This is a genomic window from Xanthomonas sp. CFBP 8152 (assembly GCF_014199025.1).
GTDB classification, from domain to species: domain Bacteria; phylum Pseudomonadota; class Gammaproteobacteria; order Xanthomonadales; family Xanthomonadaceae; genus Xanthomonas; species Xanthomonas arboricola_B.
Genome location: NZ_JACHNO010000002.1, coordinates 41,220 through 59,532, shown reverse-complemented (window position 1 = coordinate 59,532; position 18,313 = coordinate 41,220). Strand labels below are relative to the sequence as shown.

At 67.9% G+C, this 18,313-nt stretch carries 10 protein-coding genes; 4 read left to right on the top strand and 6 right to left on the bottom strand.

The window, feature by feature from the left end; all coding sequences use genetic code 11:
- Positions 1-110: 110 nt before the first annotated feature.
- Together FHT09_RS07745 and FHT09_RS07740 are read left to right on the top strand one after the other, a co-directional pair.
- The gene (locus FHT09_RS07745) at positions 111-749 is read left to right on the top strand and encodes an HD domain-containing protein (RefSeq protein WP_104604533.1); all 639 of its coding nucleotides are present in this window, start codon (positions 111-113) and stop codon (positions 747-749) included.
- Between the two features lie 517 nt (positions 750-1,266).
- A complete protein-coding gene (locus FHT09_RS07740; protein ID WP_104604535.1) occupies positions 1,267-3,804 on the top strand; it encodes an excinuclease ABC subunit UvrA in 2,538 nt (845 codons plus the stop codon).
- 504 nt (positions 3,805-4,308) lie between these two features.
- Here the strand turns inward: FHT09_RS07740 and FHT09_RS07735 are convergent.
- Positions 4,309-6,591, bottom strand: a complete 2,283-nt coding sequence (locus FHT09_RS07735; RefSeq protein ID WP_104604600.1) for a glycoside hydrolase family 3 N-terminal domain-containing protein — start codon at positions 6,589-6,591, stop codon at positions 4,309-4,311.
- A gap of 173 nt (positions 6,592-6,764) precedes the next feature.
- Here FHT09_RS07735 and FHT09_RS07730 point away from each other — a divergent pair, with 173 nt between their 5' ends.
- Positions 6,765-7,265: a YetF domain-containing protein gene (locus FHT09_RS07730; protein ID WP_104604537.1), complete on the top strand. Its 501-nt coding sequence runs from the start codon at positions 6,765-6,767 to the stop codon at positions 7,263-7,265.
- 90 nt (positions 7,266-7,355) lie between these two features.
- Here FHT09_RS07730 and FHT09_RS07725 read toward each other — a convergent pair whose 3' ends face one another.
- Genes FHT09_RS07725 through FHT09_RS07705 form a run of 5 tightly spaced genes read right to left on the bottom strand, consistent with a single transcriptional unit; the run spans position 7,356 to position 15,095 of the window.
- Positions 7,356-8,534 (bottom strand): SGNH/GDSL hydrolase family protein, encoded by a 1,179-nt coding sequence (locus FHT09_RS07725; protein ID WP_258077158.1) that lies wholly within the window; start codon positions 8,532-8,534, stop codon positions 7,356-7,358.
- Between the two features lie 18 nt (positions 8,535-8,552).
- Positions 8,553-9,305: a glucose 1-dehydrogenase gene (locus FHT09_RS07720; protein WP_104604539.1), complete on the bottom strand. Its 753-nt coding sequence runs from the start codon at positions 9,303-9,305 to the stop codon at positions 8,553-8,555.
- Positions 9,306-9,355: 50 nt separating this feature from the next.
- The gene (locus FHT09_RS07715) at positions 9,356-10,666 is read right to left on the bottom strand and encodes an MFS transporter (RefSeq protein WP_104604540.1); all 1,311 of its coding nucleotides are present in this window, start codon (positions 10,664-10,666) and stop codon (positions 9,356-9,358) included.
- Entirely contained in the window at positions 10,663-12,906 is a 2,244-nt protein-coding gene (locus FHT09_RS07710; protein WP_104604541.1) for an oligoalginate lyase, read from the bottom strand. The genes FHT09_RS07715 and FHT09_RS07710 overlap by 4 nt, the downstream gene beginning before the upstream one ends.
- The gene (locus FHT09_RS07705; RefSeq protein ID WP_258077159.1) at positions 12,903-15,095 is read right to left on the bottom strand and encodes a polysaccharide lyase 6 family protein; all 2,193 of its coding nucleotides are present in this window, start codon (positions 15,093-15,095) and stop codon (positions 12,903-12,905) included. Before FHT09_RS07705 ends, FHT09_RS07710 begins: the two co-directional genes overlap by 4 nt.
- Before the next feature lie 364 nt (positions 15,096-15,459).
- On the opposite strand from FHT09_RS07705, the gene FHT09_RS07700 reads away from it, so the two are divergent.
- The gene (locus tag FHT09_RS07700; RefSeq protein ID WP_308686680.1) at positions 15,460-18,243 is read left to right on the top strand and encodes a TonB-dependent receptor; all 2,784 of its coding nucleotides are present in this window, start codon (positions 15,460-15,462) and stop codon (positions 18,241-18,243) included.
- Positions 18,244-18,313: the final 70 nt, after the last annotated feature.

Sequence of the window (18,313 nt, the reverse complement as noted above, 5' to 3'; positions counted from 1 at the left end):
ATCGGCCGCAACAGTGCGTCATTGAGTCTGCACACGCGCGCTCGCGCCATCCTCACCTGGCGCGCCACGGGGCTCGGCGATAATGCGTCATCGCTCGCATCGGATGCCCCATGACCGCTCTCACCGAACGTTACGCCCTGGCCGTGGATTACGCGCGCATCGCCCATGCCGGGCAGGTGCGCAAGGGCACGCAGATTCCGTATCTGAGCCATCTGCTGGGTGTGTCCACGCTGGTGCTGGAATGCGGCGGCGACGAAGAACAGGCCATCGCCGGGCTGCTGCACGATGTGGTGGAAGATTGCGGCGGCGGTCATGAGGCGTCGATCCGCGCGCAGTTCGGCGATGCGGTGGCTGACATCGTGATGGCATGTACCGATGCCACCGCCGAAGACAAGGCCGAGGTGGACAATACCGCCAGCGCACGCAAACGCGACTGGCGCGAGCGCAAGCTGGCCTACCTGGAGCACCTGCGCAACACGCCCGAGCGCGCCTTGCTGGTGTCCGGCTGCGACAAGCTCTACAACGCGCGCACCATCGTGCAGGACCTGCAAAACCCGGCCGTGGGCCAGGACATCTTCAATGTGTTCACCGCCGGGCGCGCCGGCACGTTGTGGTACTACGGCGTGCTGGAGGAGATCTTCCGCACGCGTGGCGCGGCGACTGCACGGCTGTTCAGTGGTGTGGTGGCGCGCATGCAGGCGCTGGCGGAGACCGGCGAGCAGCCGGTGCCGGCGCACGCGCTGGGGTGATCGCGTTGTAGAGCGGCTGGTTTGTGAGTTGGCTGCAGGGCCCTTGCCCGCCCACCATCGCAGGACACGCCGCACGTACGTCCTTGTAGGCGCTTACGCGGCATCCATGCCGCGTAAGGTCCCGCGACGGTGGGCGGGCAAGGACCCGTCGGGATGGTCGGTGTGCAGGGTGCAAGCACTGCAAGAGGCGCCTTTAACGCGTTCAACTCTTATGTGGTTGCGGCATGCATCAGCAAGCCAATGCAACCGGTGAGATGGTCCGCTTTTCACAAAGCGACCGACCCACTTTCTGGTGCTGTGTCCTTGCCGCTTGCGGGACCGTGTGGTGGCATGGATGCCGCCACCGAGCCACCACGAACGGGTTTACGGCATATCCCGCGAGCGGTGAGGGCACCGCGCCCTCGACCGACCAGGCTGTTGACCTGAAGCACTCGACTGCATCTGAACGCAGCTACGACGACATCGGCTGCATGCGTCCCGCGCTAGCCTAGTTGTGTCTAACGTCGGTCTGGTGGTCATGTCCAACGCAATCTCGTCGTCCTCCGGTCTGGTGCGCGTGCGCGGGGCACGCGAGCACAATCTCAAGAACGTGGACGTGGACATCCCGCGCGATGCGCTGGTGGTGTTCACCGGGGTGTCCGGCTCGGGCAAGTCGTCGCTGGCGTTCGGCACTGTGTTTGCCGAAGCGCAGCGGCGTTACCTGGATTCGATCTCGCCGTATGCGCGGCGCCTGATCGACCAGGTCGGCGTGCCGGAAGTGGATTCCATCGAAGGCCTGCCGCCGGCGGTGGCCTTGCAGCAGGCGCGTGGCGCGCCGAGTGCGCGCTCGTCGGTGGGCAGCGTCACCACCATCTCCAATTCCCTGCGCATGCTGTATTCGCGTGCCGGCAGCTACCCGCCGGGGCAGGACATCATCTACGCCGATGGCTTTTCGCCCAATACCCCGGCCGGTGCCTGCCCCACCTGCCATGGCCTGGGGCGCATCTACGATGCGACCGAGGCGACCATGGTGCTGGATCCCACGCTGAGCATCCGCGATCGCGCGGTTGCTGCCTGGCCCGGTGCCTGGCACGGCCAGAACCAGCGCGACATCCTCACCACGCTGGGCCACGACGTCGACCTGCCGTGGCACAAGCTGCCGAAGAAGACCCGCGACTGGATCCTCTACACCGACGAGCAACCGGTGGTGCCGGTGTACGCCGGCTACAGCCTGGACGAGGCCAAGCGCGCGCTGCGCCGCAAGGAGGAGCCCAGCTACATGGGCACCTTCACCAGTGCGCGGCGCTATGTGCTGCACACCTTTGCCACCACGCAGAGCGCGCAGATGAAAAAGCGCGTGGCGCAGTACCTGATCAGCACGCAGTGCCCGCAGTGCGACGGCAAGCGGCTGCGGCGCGAGGCGCTGTCGGTGACCTTCGCCGGCCTGGACATCGGCGAGCTGTCACGACGGCCGCTGGATGAGGTGGCCGACCTGCTGCGCCCGGCTGCGGAAGGTGCCGCTGGCAAGCGCAACGACAAGCGCAGGCAGGCCGACACGCATCCCGAGCAGGCGATCGCCGCGCAACGCATCGCCGCCGACCTGCGCGCGCGGATCGAGGTGGTGCAGGCGCTGGGCCTGGGCTATCTCAGCCTGGAGCGCAGCACGCCGACGCTGTCGCCGGGCGAGCTGCAACGGCTACGGCTGGCCACGCAGATCCGCTCGCAGTTGTTCGGCGTGGTGTATGTGATGGACGAGCCATCGGCGGGCCTGCATCCGGCCGATGCGCAGGCCTTGCTGGGCGCGCTGGATCAGCTCAAGGCCGCCGGCAATTCAGTATTCGTGGTCGAACACGAGGTGGATGTGATCCGCCACGCCGACTGGATCGTCGACGTCGGCCCGGCTGCCGGCGTGCACGGCGGGCAGGTGCTGTACAGCGGCCCGCCCGCGGGACTGGAGCAGGTGGAGGCCTCGTCCACGCGCCGTTACCTGTTCGGCACCCCGCCGCAGGTGCACAGCCACGCGCGTGCGGCCACCGGTTGGCTGCAGCTGCGCGGCATTACCCGCAACAATGTGCGCGAGCTGGATGTGGACCTGCCGCTGGGCGTGTTCACCACCGTGACCGGTGTGTCCGGCTCGGGCAAGTCGTCGCTGGTGAGCCAGGCACTGGTGGAACTGCTGGCCGCCCATCTTGGACAAACCCAGGCAGAGGAAGACGAAGCGCTGGACCCGCTGGAGCGTGGCACGCAGGTGCCGCTGGGTGGGGCGATCGTCGGCGGGCACGACCAGGTGCGGCGTCTGGTGCGGGTGGACCAGAAACCGATCGGCCGCACGCCACGTTCGAACTTGGCCACCTACACCGGCCTGTTCGATCCGGTACGCAAGTTGTTCGCGGCCACACCGGCCGCACGCCGCCGCCGCTACGACCCGGGGCAGTTCTCGTTCAATGTCGCCAAGGGCCGTTGCGCCATCTGCGAGGGCGAGGGCTCGGTGCATGTGGAATTGCTGTTCATGCCCAGCGTGTACGCGCCATGCCCCAGCTGCCACGGCGCGCGCTACAACGCCAAGACCCTGGAGATCGCGCTGCGTGGGCACAACATCGCGCAGGTGCTGGCGATGACCGTGGACCAGGCCGCCAGCTTCTTTGCCGACGACGCCAGCGTGCTGCGCCCGTTGCAGGTACTGCGCGAAGTGGGACTGGGCTATCTGCGGCTCGGCCAGCCGGCCACCGAGCTGTCCGGTGGCGAGGCGCAGCGCATCAAGCTGGCGACCGAGCTGCAACGCGCGCAGCGGCGCGATACCGTGTACGTGCTGGACGAGCCGACCACCGGCCTGCATCCGGCCGACGTGGATACCTTGATGCGTCAGCTGCAAGGCCTGGTGGAGGCCGGCAATACGGTGATCGTGGTCGAGCACGACATGCGCGTGGCCGCCAGCAGCGACTGGGTGCTGGACATGGGGCCGGGCGCGGGCGATGCGGGTGGCGCTGTCGTGGCGGCGGGTGCGCCGGATGCGGTTGCGCGGCAGCGTGGCAGCCGCACTGCGCCGTTCCTGGCGCAGGTATTGCGCGGGAAATAAGAGTGGCGCACAAACCCTTTCGAGGGGTGTAGCGATGACGTCAACGTGTTGCCCAGACGCGCCTTCGATGACGAGTGAATCGATGTCGGCATGGCAGCGAGTTGCTCGCATCGAAGAACGCCGATCAGACCGCACTGCATCGCATCGCACGGTCGCACGGCATGCACTGCTTGCAACCATGCACACCGACCATCTCCACTGGCCCTTGCCCGCCCACCGTCGCGGGACCTTACGCGGCATGGATGCCGCGTAAGAGCCTACAAGGACGTACTTGCGGCGTGTCCTGCGATGGTGGGCGGGCAAGGACCCCGCAGAAAACCCGCAGATCGTCCGCTATACAACGGGGCACACGCACCGTCCAATCCCCTCTCAAGACGACCGAGAGCGTGAGCGTCAGCGCAATGTAGATGTGCCCGAGCCACCCTGGGCGCGATGCCGTCGGCGTGAGCGAGACACGCCCCATATCCATCCCCTGCGCTGAGCCATCCCGATGGCGGCTGGCGCTCAGCCCATCAATTCGAAACTCGCCGACACGCCCTCGGCCTCTGCAGAGGGCGCCACCCACACATCGAATACGCCAGGCTCTACCGTTGGCTTCAATGCCTGGCCGATAAACAGCAGGTCCTCACGGCGCAGCACGAACTCCACCACCGCGCTGCCGCCTGCCGGCACCGCCAGCTTGCGGAAGTCCTTCAGCTCGCGCACCGGGCGGGTGATGCTGGCGCTGCGGTCGCGGATGTAGAGCTGCGCCACTTCCTCGGCATCGCGCGTGCCGCGGTTGTGGATGCGCGCGCTGATGCGCAGGCTACCGGTCGCCGCCATCCGTGCATCGCTCAAGCGCAGCTCGCCGTACTCGATGCGGCCATAGGTCAGGCCATGCCCGAACGGAAACAACGCGGCATTGGGCGCGGTACGGTAGCGGGTCTTGAACGGCTGCAAGGCATCCGGGCGCGGGTCGGCACGGCCGCTGGGCTTGTGCGCATAGCTATAGGGTACTTGCCCGGATGCATACGGAAAGCTCACCGGCAAGCGACCGGACGGACCGTGTGCGCCGAACAGGATGTCCGCCAACGCGGCGCCCGATGCCGAGCCCAGGAACCAGCCGACCAGGATTGCCGGTGCCTTGAGCACCGGGCCATCGATCACCAGCGCACGGCCGTTGCTGAGCACCACCACCACCGGCGTGCCGGTGGCTGCCACCGCGGCCAGCAGCGATTGCTGCACGGCGGGAATGACGATCTCGCTGCGCGACTGCGCTTCGCCGGAGTAGCGCATCGGCTCGCCGATCGCCAGCACCGCCACATCCGCGGACGCCGCTGCCATGACGGCCGCCTGCACGCCGCCGGGCAGGCTATGTTCGAAGTCGCAGCCTTCCACCACCTGCAGGCTGCCCGGGTTGCCCAGCCGCGCGCGCAGTGCGGTGGCCAGGTCGTTGCCGCTGTCGTCGCCGCCGAACAGGGTCCATGGGCCGGCGGTGTCGGTCCAGTTGCGTGCCATCGGCCCGATCAGCGCGATGTGTTGGCCCTGCGTCTTCAGTGGCAGCAGCTCGCCATCGTTCTTGAGCAGCACGATGGATTTGCGCGCCGCCTCGCGTGCCAGTGCCAAGCTGTCCGGACGCCGCTGCCGCGCCTGCGCGCGCGCCGGCACGATGCGCAGGAACGGATCGTCGAACAATCCAAGCTCGGCCTTGAACTGCAGCACGCGCCGTACCGAGGCATCCAGTTGCGCCATCGTCACGTCGCCGGCGGCCACCAGCGCCGGCAGATGCTGCAGGTACAGCCCGCTCTGCATGCTGATGTCCACACCGGCCAAAAACGCCAGCCTGGTCGCCTCGCGGGCATCGCTGGCAAACCCGTGCCCGATCAGTTCCAGATCGCCGGTGTAGTCGGACACCACCAGGCCGCGGTAGTCCCACTCGCCGCGTAGCACCTCGCCCAGCAACCAGCGATTGGCGGTGGCAGGGACGCCGGCGATCTCGTTGAAGGCCGCCATCGTGGTCACCGCGCCGGCATCGAAGGCAGCCTGGAACGGCGGGAAGTAGACCTCGCGCAGGCTGCGCTCGGAGATGTCGACAGTGTTGTAGTCCAACCCCGCCTCGGCGGCTCCGTAGGCAGCGAAATGCTTGGGGCAGGCTGCAAGTGCATCGGCATGACCCAGGCCTTCGCCCTGGAAGCCGCGCACGCGTGCCTGCGCAAAACGCCGGCCGAGCAGCACGTCTTCGCCGCTGCCTTCCACGCCGCGCCCCCAGCGCGCATCGCGTGCGATATCCACCATCGGCGCGAAGGTCCAGTCGATGCCGACCGCACTGGCCTCCAGTGCAGCCGCACGCGCGGTGCGTTGCGCCAGCGCCGGCTCGAAGCTGGCGGCCTCGGCCAGCGGCACCGGAAACACCGTGGTGAACCCGTGGATCACATCGGCGGCAAACAGCAGCGGAATCTTCAACCGGCTCTGCAGCGCGGCCTGCTGCAGTTGCTGATGCCACAGCACATTGGAGCCGTTGAAAATGCCGCCCACCCGCCCGGCACGCGCGGCGGCAAGCTGGCCCTCGGCCGTGGGCACGGTATTGATCGGGTTGGCCGCCGCCGCCGCATCGGTTTGCTGCGCCGAACCGGACAGCGTCAGCTGCCCGGCCTTTTCCTCCGTGCTCATGCGCGCGATCAAGGCATCGATGAAGGCGGGCGCCGCGGCCGCACGGCGCGGCAGCGCAACCCCCACCGGCACCTGTGCCAACACGGCTGCCGACGCGGTGCCCAGCAGCAACCCGCGACGCGTGATTCCTGTCCCCATGCCCGCCATCCCCGTCTGTCCAGGCCAGACGCTAACGGATCGCCAGGCAAAAGCCGTGATGCGGTGCACGATGGATGCCTAGCAGGCCGTCTCGGCAACGATGGCAACAGCACAACGCCTTCACCGTTGCCGCACTAGCGTGCGCCATCAATCAACGGCGGTCAGGACACACGATGCTGGACGTGCAAACACGCGTGCGCTTCTACGAAATGATGCACCTTGGCATGCCATGGTGGGAGTTCGTGCTGCGTGCGGTAGCGGTCTATACCGTGGTCCTGCTGCTGACGCGCATGACCGGCAAACGCGCGCTAGGCCAGTCCACGCCGTTCGACGTGCTGCTCATCGTGCTGCTGGGAACCGCGGTGCAGAACTCGTTGATCGGCAAGGACGTTTCGTTGCTGGGCGGCATGATCCTGGCCGTCACCCTGCTTGCGTTGAACTGGCTGGTGGGCATGGCGACCGCGCGCAGCCGGCGGCTCGATACCTGGGTGCAGGGCACCCCCGCGCTGCTGGCGCGCGGTGGCGAGATCTACTGGAAGGAGCTGGTTCGCCACAACGTCAGCTATGCCGATTTCGAGGTGGCAAAACGCAAGGCCGATTGCCGCGACGATGCCGATATCGACATGGCGATCCTGGAAACCTCCGGCGAGATCAGCATCCTGAAAAAACGCTAGCGCGCAGGCCAGCGTGCACGCGGGACGTGCCGCCGCGTCGTTGTGGCGGCCAGCCTGGCGCATGCGCGCCGGTGCGCGCCGACTGGCGGCTCAGCGGGCCTTGCAGAACAACGCCAGGTCCACCGACTCGGCCATGCGCTGGTAACCGGCATCGTTGGGATGCAGGAAGTCGCGGGTCAGCGCTGCAGGCAACCACTCCGGCCTGGCGGGGTCGCGCAGCGCGGCGTCGAAGTCGATCACCGCATCGAATGCCTGCCCCTCGCGGATGAACCCGTTGAGCGTCTGGCGTGTGGCCGCCGCCACCGGTTCGTAGCGGTCGGAGTTGCCGAACGGGGTCAGCGTGGCGCCGATCACGGCGATGCCGTGTTGCTGCAGCCGGGCCACGATCTGGCGATATCCCAGCACCATGTCGGCGGCATTGCGGCCGGCAATTGCATCCGGCGGACCGCTGTGGCGGATGTCGTTGATGCCTTCGAACAGGATCACCCGGTCCACCCCGGGCAGCGCCAGCACGTCGCGATCCAGCCGCGCCAGCGCGCTGGGGCTGCGGCCGTCGTCGAGCAGCTTGTTGCCGCTGATGCCGGCGTTGAGCACCACCACGCTGCCGGGGCAGCGCTGCTCCAGCCGCCTGGCCAGCAGGGCCGGCCAATCGCCATTGGCACCGCGTGTGGCGGTGGCGCCTTCGGTGATCGAATCGCCCAGCGCCACCACCACCGTCTGGCGTGGATGCGGCGGTTGGACGTAAAGGGCCGAGATGACGTTCTGGCGATACGCCAACGCGTTGCTGTCCGGTACCTCTCCCTGGCCCTTGACCACCCGCACCGCCGTGCGGCGTACCGCCGGGCGCGCCGGTGTGGGGAAATACAGGCTGACCGCCACATCGCCCAATGCCGGTGCACGCAGCGGCACCGGGTCGCTGAGCAGCACGCCGCCGGGCGGCACGGTCACGCTGGCGCGCCCGTCGAAGCGCAGCGGTTGCGCGTCTCCGGCGCCGCCGAGCAGACGCGCCGTGCCCGCAGCGACCGTCAGCGGTGCGGTGCCCAGCTCGTTGCTGATGCGCACGCGCAGGGCCACTGCCGCACTGCCCAGGCGCATGTCCTGGCGCACCGTTTCATCGGCAAACTGCAGCGGCGTGTCGGCGCCGCCGTCGAGCCGGTCCGGCGTTGCCGAGGCGATCCAGGCCGGCACCCAGCGTGGCGCGGGGTGCGCCGTGGCCGGGCCTGCCAGCACCACACTCAGCGTCGCAGTCATCATCCATCGCCAGCGCATGCAGCACTCCTTTGTCGATCAGGAAAAGAACACGCCGCCGTTGACGTCCAGGTTGGCACCATTGATGAAGCTGGCCGCATCCGATGCCAGGTACAACGCCGCATCGGCGGCTTCGTCGGGGCGGCCTTCGCGTCGTAGCGGGGTGGCATTGGCGACGAAGGCGCGCACTTCCGGCTTGGTGAAGTCGTCGTGGAAGCGGGTGGAGATCATGCCGCAGCACAGGGCGTTGACGCGGATGCTGCGCGGGCCCAGTTCCTTGGCCATCGCGCGCGAGAAGGTCATTACCGCCGCCTTGGCGGTGGCGTAGATGGCCGCACCCGGTCCACCGCCATCGCGCCCGGCAAGCGAGGCGAAATTGACGATCGCGCCGCCTTCGCGCATATGCGGCGCCACCGCCTGGGTGGTCAGGTAGACCGATTTGAGGTTGAGGTCCATCACCTGATGGAAGAAGGCCTCGTCGATGTCGGCCAGCGGCTTGCGCGCCAGCATGCCGCCGGCCACGTTGATCAGCACATCGATGTGCTGGCCGAAGGCGGTGCGCGTGGCGGTCAGCAGGCCGGCCACGGCGGTGGCATCGGTGACGTCGGCGCGGTGCAGGATGCCCTGGCCGCCGGCGGCCTGCAGCTGCGCCAGCGTATCGCGCGCGCTGGCGTCGTCGTTGGCGTAGTTGATGCAGACCTTGGCGCCGGCCGCAGCCAGCTTGAGCGAGATGGCGCGGCCGATATCGCGGCCACCGCCGGTGACGATGGCGACCTTGTCGTGGAAATGCATGCGGGTGTGTCCTGTTGGTGTGGGGAAAGCGGAGTAGGCAGCGGGCACGCTCAGGTGCCCGCCGCGTCGAGTCGGTGGATACGGCCAGTGACCAGCCACAGCGCGGCCAGCGAGGCCGGCACCAGCGCGGCGACCAGAATGAACATCGGTGCGTACGAGGTTGCGGTCATCACCGGGACCAGCCAGGTGGTGATCAAGGTGCCGGCCACCGCGGCCATGCCGCCGATGCCGGCCAGCGAGCCGACCGATTTACCGGCGAACAGGTCGCCGGGCAGGGTCTGGATATTGCCGATGGCGATCTGGAAGCCGAACAGCACGGCGGCAATCGTCAGCACCGCCATGCGCGGGTCGGCTGCCTGCACGGCGCCGAGCAGCGCCGGCGTCATGATGGCCCCGCCCAGGGTGATGGTCCATTTGCGCGCGCGGTCCACGCTCCAGCCGGCCGCGATCAGCCGCCCGGACAGCCAGCCGCCGCACAGGCTGCCCAGCATCGCGCCGACGAACGGCACCCAGGCGAATGCGCCGATCTGCTTGATGTCGAAGTGGAAGGTCTCGGCCAGGTAGATCGGCAACCACGACACGAACAGCCACCAGATCGGGTCCAGGAAGAACCGCGCCAGCACGATCCCCCAGCTTTGCCGGTGCGACATCAGCTGACGCAGCGTGGGCAGGTAGGCCGGCGGCGGCGCGCTGCCGGCGTCGGGTACATCCAGGATCAACTCACGCTCGGCCGCGTCGACCCAGGGATGCCGGTCCGGCCCGGCGCGGTAAATCACCAGCCACGGCAGCAACCAGAGCATGCCCAGCACGCCGATCAGCACGAACGTGCCTTTCCAGCCGAACGACAGGAACAGCAGCGCGATCAGCGGCGCCGAGACGATCGCGCCGATGGAGGCGCCGGCATTGAAGATGCCCTGCGCCAACGCACGCTCTCGGGCGGGAAACCATTCCGCATTGGCCTTGACCGCGCCTGGCCAGGCGCCGGCTTCGCTGATGCCCAGCAGTGCGCGCACCACCGAGAACGCCATGATGGAATGGGTGAGGGCATGCAGCGCGATGGAGAGCGACCACACCGCGATGGACAAGGCAAAGCCGAGCCGGGTGCCGATGATGTCGAACAGCCGCCCGAACACGAACTGCCCGGCGGCATAGAACAGCATGAAGATGGTGACCAGCAGCGCGTAGTCTTCCTTGGTGGCACCGATGTCGCGCGAGATTGCCGGCCACATCACCGCCAACGCGTTGCGGTCAATGTAGTTGATCACCGTGGCCACCGCGATCAGCGCCACGATCAGCCAGCGCACCGCCGAGCGCTTGCCCGCGGGCCGCGTGCCGGTGGCGCCGGTGGAGACGCTGCTCATTGCGCACCTGCGGTGCGATCGAAGCGCGCATAGCCGCCGCGCCAGCTGTAGTGCTGACCGGCGGCCTGCACCTGGTGGCTGCGTTGTGCATCGGCGTCGTCGGCCACCGCCAGCGCGATGCGCTGGCCGCCGACCAGGGTGAGCACGATCACCTCGGCATCGTCGCCGCGCACGCGCTCGATGGCGCGGATGCGGCTGTTGGCACCGCGTACGTACTCGGCGGTGCCGTTGTATTCGCCATGCGGTTCGAGCACGCCGAAGAAGCTGACATTGGCCTGCCCATCGACACGCTGGATCAGCGCCGGTTCGCGGCGCAGGTTGAAGTTCGGGTCGTTGGCTCCGCTTTCCACCAGCAAGGCACGCGCAGGCGCGCTGCTGCCGAAGCGGTAGCTGTAGAAGCGGCCGGCGAGCAGCCAGCTCAGGCTGCGCGTGTCGGTGCTGGCGTCGCTGGAGGCGTCCACCCACAGGTGCTGATAGCCGTTGGCCTTGCCCAGTACCGGGCGTTGCGTCAGTGCGCGCTCTGCCTTGAAGCCGACTTGCATGATCTGCCCGTTGAAATGCAGCGGCAGGTCGTAACGTGCCGGAGCGCCGGCGTTGACGCGCAGCAGGTCGACCACCACCGGCAGGCGCAGCTCCGGGTGCGACAGCAGCGCCTGGGTGCGGGTGAAGGTGACTCCGTCGTAGGCCTGCTGCATGCGCGCCGACACGATCTGGGTGTCGGCAGTGCTGGCGAACAGCAGCTGCGTCGGCGCGTGTTGCTCGCCCACTTTCCAGTCGCCGTTGAAGTGGCTGGTCTCGTTCACCACCAGCGTGTTGTGCGCAACGGTCTGCTTGGCCCAGCTGGTGTTTTCCGGCAGATAGATGCCGCCGGCCTTGGCTTCCACGTTCAAGAAACGCGCCGCGCCGTAGTCGGTGACCACGCGCTGGCCGTTGTCGTAGAACAGCCAGTGCAACTTGTCGAAATGGCCGTGGCCCATGCCTTGCGAGGTGTTCTTCATCACCAGCGTCTGGCCGTCTTCGCCGCCGCTGCGCAGGATCGCCAGCGCGCCCTGGTCGCCCTGTGCGCCATCGCGCAGCAACACGCTGCCGAAGGCGAACGGTTGGGCGCGGTCCTGCGCGAGCGCGCTGGCCACGGCCAGGCCTTCGGGCGTGAGCAGGACGCGGCGCTGGCGTTGTGCGACGGACAGCAGCTGCGGATCGTGGGTCTGCGCGTAGGCGATGCCGATGCCGGCCACCAGTTCTTCGGTGTCCAGGCCCTTGTCGAGGATGGCGTCGTTGATCGGGAAGAAATAGCCGCCGTAGCTGCTCTGCACCAGGCTGTTTACGGCCTTGAGCAGCACGCCGTCGCGACGCTGGAAGATGTGCTGCTGCGGCTGGTTGCGCTCGATCGCATTGGCGAACAGCACGAACGGCGCCAGGGCATAGCGTTGGTAGTACGGGCCTTCGGCGTAGTAGCCGTCCGGCGAGAACAGCTGGTCCACCTGCGCCAGGAAGCCGGCCTTGCCATCGCGCCTGCTGCCGCGCAGCGCCTTGTCCACCAGCACCTGATCGCGCAGCACGTAGCCGGTCATGCCGACCGCGGCCACCGCCCAGGTGGCGTGGTTGTGGATCTTGTCGAAGTTGTCGGCGCTTTCGTCGCACAGGAACTGCGCCATGCGCGCGAACACGTCGCGGTCGATGGTGGCGCGGTCCTGCGCGCTGAGCGTGTCGCGGATGGCGTCGTAGCCCTGGCTTGCGTAGACCAGCCACACCGAGTCGTTCAAGGATTGCCAGAACAGCCGCCCCGGGACCTGGCCGCGCCCGGCCGGGTGAGCGCCCAGCGTGGGATACAGGCGTGCGTAGGCCAGCAGCACGTCGCGCGCATAGTCGGCATAGGCGCGATCGCCGGTGAGCCGGTACAGCGCGCCGGCCGCCTGGATGGCCTGGTAGTTGCGTTTGTGCTGCTCGTGGCTGGCGCCGCCGCCGGGATCGCTGGGCACCGGCACGTCCACCCCGGCCCGCATCGCCGCGCGCACGCTGGCTTGCGCGCGTGCCTGTTCGCGGGCGAACAACGGCAGCCTGGCGCCATCGCTGGCCATCTCGCGCCATTGCCGGGCGGTGACCAGCACCGGCGTGGCGTCGGTGGCGCGCGGTTGCGGCTGCGCCGCTTGTTCGGCTGCGGGTGACGGGGCGGCGCTGCAGGGCAGGGCGCTGCCGGCACTGACCAGGACCAGCAGCAACAGGCGGGTGGAACGGGTCATAGCAGGGGCTCCGCTGCGTCGGCATGCAGCGCCGGGGTGCCGACGAACTGGTTGCCGCTGGCGATGAGGTGGGGCGTGCCGGTGGTGCGCTGCGCCAGGATCGCGGCGCTGTCGACGAAGCGGTTGTTGCGCAGCGCAATGCGCTGCACGCCGTGCAGGCGCAACGACGCACTTGCGTGGCGGCCGACCTGCGCGAAGTGCGAGTCGCTCACCTGCAGCACCGGGCCGAAGGTGCTTTCGTCGCGGCCACCGCGATACAGGTCCAGCACCGGCCCGGCGACGCGGTGGAACTGCGACTGCCGCACCGTCACCCGTTCGACGTTGTAGGTGCCACGGTCGTCGGTCTCGGCGTGCGCGGACAGCACCCGGCCGGAGACGTCCTCGACCAGCAACCTGTCCAGCAGGATATGGTCGGCCAGGCTGCTCTTGCCGAGTGCGATCACATCGAAGCCGGGTTGCGCGTGCAGATGATGCAGGTGGGTGTCGCGCAACGTGAGCTGGTACTGCGCCACCGCGCTGCCGGGTGCGGTGCGGATCACCGCATTGCCCGGCTGCGCGGGCGCGGCGCGGCCATCGATCTCGAGCCGGGCCAGGTTGAGCGAGCCGCCGGGCGCGATCTGGAACAGCGCCGGCTGCGAAAAGCGGATGCGCGCGCGGCCGCGTTGCGGGCCTTCCAGCGTCAGCGGCCGGTCCACGTCGAGGATGTCATCGACCTGGTAGCGCCCTGCGTCCAGTTGCAGGCGATCGCCGGGGCCGGCGTGCGCCACGGCGTCGGTCAGGCTGGACTGCCCCGGCCGCACGCGGGTGCGGCGGCCGCTGTCGGTGACTGCCGGCGCTGCCTGCTTGGGGTACCAGCTCACGCCCACCTGCGTGCGCGCGATGTAGCTCAGCGCCGGGTCGGCACCGACGCCAGTGGCGTTGTCGGCGACCAGCAAGCCGGTGCTGGCGCGGGTCATCGTCACCTGGCGGCTGTTGACGCCGCCGGGCAGGCGGGTGGAGGCCAGCGGGCTTTGCAGGTTGCTGGTGAAGGCAATGCCGGACAGATCGCCCAGCACGCGCACCGGGTCGGACGCGGCCACGATGAGGTTGCCGGCAAAGCGGCTGTTGATCGGCGCGGCGGTGCGCTCGGCATCCATGCCGGCGCCGAAGAACAGCTGGTTGACGGTCACGAAGGTGTTGCGCTCGATGCGCGCCTGGTCCACCTGCACGTAGCGGTTGGCGGGCGAGTTGGGCACCCCGTACATGATGCTCAGCGCCGACGAATAGCCATCGCCGGCCAGGTTTTCCAGGTAGTTGTGGCGCACGGTCTGCTTGCGGTTGATCACGCGGATGCCGCCGGTGTCGGCCTTGCCGTCGCCGAAGAACACGTTGCGCTCGACCAGGTTGCCATCGCCATGCCGCAGCACCAGCGCGCCGCGCGACTGCTTGAACACATTGCCACGGTAGGTGTTGCCGCCGGACTTGTTGGAGACCACCTCCACCTCGCCGTCGCAGCCCTCGAACCAGTTGTTGTCCACCACCGAGTTGGAGGCGCTGTCGGCATCGCTGCTGGTGCCGATGCGTAGCGTCTCGCCGCCATTGGCGCCCAGGTTGGGACGTGGCCCGAACCAGTTGTGGTCGATGCGATGGCGATTGTCCAGGCCTTGGGTGGCGTCGCGCACCACCACCAGGGTGGGGCCGGCATTGGTCTTGCCGACCAGCTGGTTGTGGTCGAAGCGGTTGTCGCTGTCGTACAGCGCCACCCAGTTGTCCGAATCGCTGCGGGTGGGCTTGCTGAAGCCGTCCACCACCACCCCGGTGATGCGGCTGTGGCGCGCGCGTTCCTTGCTGGAGATGCGGTACGACAGCACCGCATCGCCCGGGCTATGGCCGTCGCGGAACACCAGGTCCGATACCACCAGGTAGGTGCCGGCCATCTGCAGGTCGGAGGTGCCGCTGATGATCACCTTGCCGGGCGTTTGCGCGGTGAGGGTGATCGGCTGCTCGGCGGTGCCTTGCCCGCGCAACACGATGGCGAAATCCCGCCACTGCCCATCGGCCAGCACGATGCGATCGCCGGCGCGCAGCGCCGCCGCCGCCACGGCGTACTCGCTTTGGTCGTGCACCAGGTAAGAGGTGGCCTGGGCCGAGCCGATCCAGGCGGGCGCGCACAGCAGCAACAGGCAGGCAAGGGAGACGGGGGATCGCATCGGGATGCTCCTGGACGCTGGCGCGTCGGTGATGGACGAGGGTAACAGTGCAGACTGGATCGTCAACCAAAATAGTAGTCCAGTTGGTCTGTATTGAAGCCTGTGAATCGCTCGATGTCATGCTGCGAATGCACAAAAAAATTACGAAAACTGGCCTAGTGATGCGGTTGGTCGGGTAAATCAAAGAAATGATTGACTTGGCGTTAGTCCGCGTGGAGTCTCCACCACGCTCGGTCTCGAGCGTCCTTTGGGAGGAGGAATTGTGCGGTGTTTAGAACTAAACCAATCACGTAGACCAATTAACCGTAATGCGTTGGCCCGGTCGCTACTGAGCGTGCTTGCGCTGGCAAGTGCACAGGCAGCCGTGGCCCAGCAAAACGGTGCTGGCCAGCAGGCACCGGAGCAAGCGCCCACCACGCTGGACCAGGTCAAGGTCACCGGCATCCGCAGCTCGATCCAGTCGTCCATCGACAGCAAGCGCGAGCAGACGGTGGTGGCCGACGTGCTGTCGGCAGAAGACATCGGCGACCTGCCGGCGCTGTCGATCGGCGAAGCGATCGAGACCATCACCGGTGCGGCCACGCACCGCGAAAAAGGCGGCGCGTCGGAGATTTCCATCCGTGGCCTGGGCCCGTTCCTGGGCTCGGCCACCTTCAACGGGCGCGAGGCCAGCAACGGCAGCGGCGACCGCTCGGTGAACTTCAACCAGTTCCCCTCCGAACTCATCAACACCGTGGCGATCTACAAGACCCAGCGCGCCGACTTCGTCGAAGGCGGCATCGCCGGCACGGTCAACATGCAGACCGTGCGGCCGCTGGAATTCGGCAAGCGCCGCGTACAACTGGACGGGCGGGCGACCTATGCCGATGGCGATAGCAAGTTGCGCGACGCCGATGGGGTGGGTTGGCGCGGCACCGTCAGCTACCTGGACCAGTTCGATCTGCGCGGGGCCGGCAAGCTGGGGGTCTCGCTCGGCCTGCAGCGGCTGGAAGGCACCAACCCGGAAGAGGTGATGAGCAGCAGCTCCACCTGGACGGCCTGCAACGCCAACGAGGTGGTGGGCGCCAGCCGCAACTGCACCGCCGTGACCCCGGCGCAGGTGCAGGCGGGGACGCCGTATTACCTGGCGCCCGGCAGCCGGGTGTACCGCCAGATCAGCGAGCACGATCAACGCGACGCGGCCTTCGCCGCGCTGCAATGGCGGCCCTTCGACGGCCTGGATGTGGCCCTGGATTACCAGGACTCGCAGCGCACCGTGACCGAAGACCGCGCCGAGCTCAACTTCTCCGAGACCCTGCGCAACCTCAACAACCGCCAGGTGGGCGACAACGGCGCCTTGCTCGGCCACACCGGCAGCAGCACGGTGGAATCCTCCACCGACTACAAGGTGCGCGACGAGCAATACCGCGGTGGCGGGCTACGCGTGGAATGGCGCCCGAACGCGGCCTGGATGCTGTCTACCGACGTGTCGTATTCGCGCACCGAGCGCAGCGAGATCGACCGCCTGATGCGGCTGCGCTCCAATGCCACCGACATCAACGGCAACCGCGTACCCGGGATCAACGGGCAACGCGTGGACTACACCTATACCTATGCCGGCGACGTGCCGGGGATCGTGGTCGATCCCGCGTTCGACCTGAACAACCCGGACAACTTCAGCGCCGCCGCGCGTGCGCGCCGCGACGAGTTGCGCCGCGAGCACACCATCCGGGCCTGGCGTTTCGATGGCGCCTTCACCCCGGAAAGCGGGCTGCTCACCTCCATCAAGGGCGGCGTGCGCCTGTCCGAGGCGACCTACCGCGACCTGGACGACCGCGTCGAGCGCAATGTCACCGATCCGGCCACGATCCGCGCCGCCAACCTGGCCTGCCGGCAACCGTTTCCGCAGGAGGATTTCCTCTCCAGCGCCAGCGGCAACACCATCCGGCAGTGGGCCACCTTCGACAGCCGCTGTCTGTTTGCCGCCATCACCGGCGTGGACGACACCGGCCGCAATGCCGACCCGCGCGGCACCGCCGACGCCGACGTGGAGGAGAAGACCCGCGCGCTGTATGTGATGGGCGAGTTCGCCAGCACGCTGTTCGGGCTGCCGTTGGATGGCAACCTGGGCGTGCGCTGGGTGCGCACCGACGTCAGCTCGGTGGGATTGCGCGGCGAGCTGGACGTGATCGACAACCCCGACGGCACCATCCAGCTGGTGGAAACCGGACGCTTCGCCGCGCAGACGGTGCGCGCGTCCAACCGCGTGTTCCTGCCCAGCTTCAACGCCAACATCGGCCTCACCGAGCAGACCCAGCTGCGCGTCGGGCTGTACCGGGCCATGGCGCGCCCGGATCTGGTGGCGCTGTCTGCCGGACGCACCTTCATCCTGGAACCGGGGACCGAATTCAATAGTGTCGGCGAGGCAATCGGCAGCATCACCGCCACCGGCAACCCGCGCACGCAGCCGCTGCTGTCGTCCAATGCGGACGTGTCGCTGGAGTGGTATCCCAATGCCGACTCCCTGCTCAGCGCCGCGGTGTATTACAAGCAGTTCACCGGTGGCGCGGTGCCCACGGTGGTGGACGAGCGCTTCGTCATCGACGGCACGGCGGTGGTGGTGCCGGTGGTGCAGGACGTCACCACCCGGCAAAAGAGCGACCTCACCGGGCTGGAGCTGACCGGCACCCACCGCTTCTCCTACCTGCCTGCGCCGTTCGACGGCCTGGGCGTCAAGCTGAGCTACAACTACGCCGATTCCAACTACAAGACCCAGGATCTGCGCCTGGGCGACCAGGTCGACCCGGCCACCGGCCTGGTGAGCGGCGGCATCGTCGCGCCGGCCAATATCTTCGGCCTGTCGCGGCACGTGTTCTCCGGCCAGCTGTATTACGCCATCGGCGCGGTCGACCTGCAGGCCATCTACAAGTACCGCTCCGAGTATTTCCAGAAGTTCGTCGGCGCCCCGGCGCAGAACCGCTACGTGCGCGACAGCGGCACCCTGGACCTGCGCGCCAGTTACCGCGTCAATGCGCAGCTGTCGGTGTCGCTGGAGGCTTCCAACCTGACCAACGAGCCGCGGATCTCCGACATGCCGGTGCCCGGCAGCTTCCGTGAGTACAACACTTACGGGCGACGCTATTATTTGGGGGTGCGCTACCGCTTCTAGCGTCGCCCACCGGCGCCGCTTCCGCTGCGCCACCTGTCCGGCACCCGCGTGCCGGGCCGATCACCCTGAG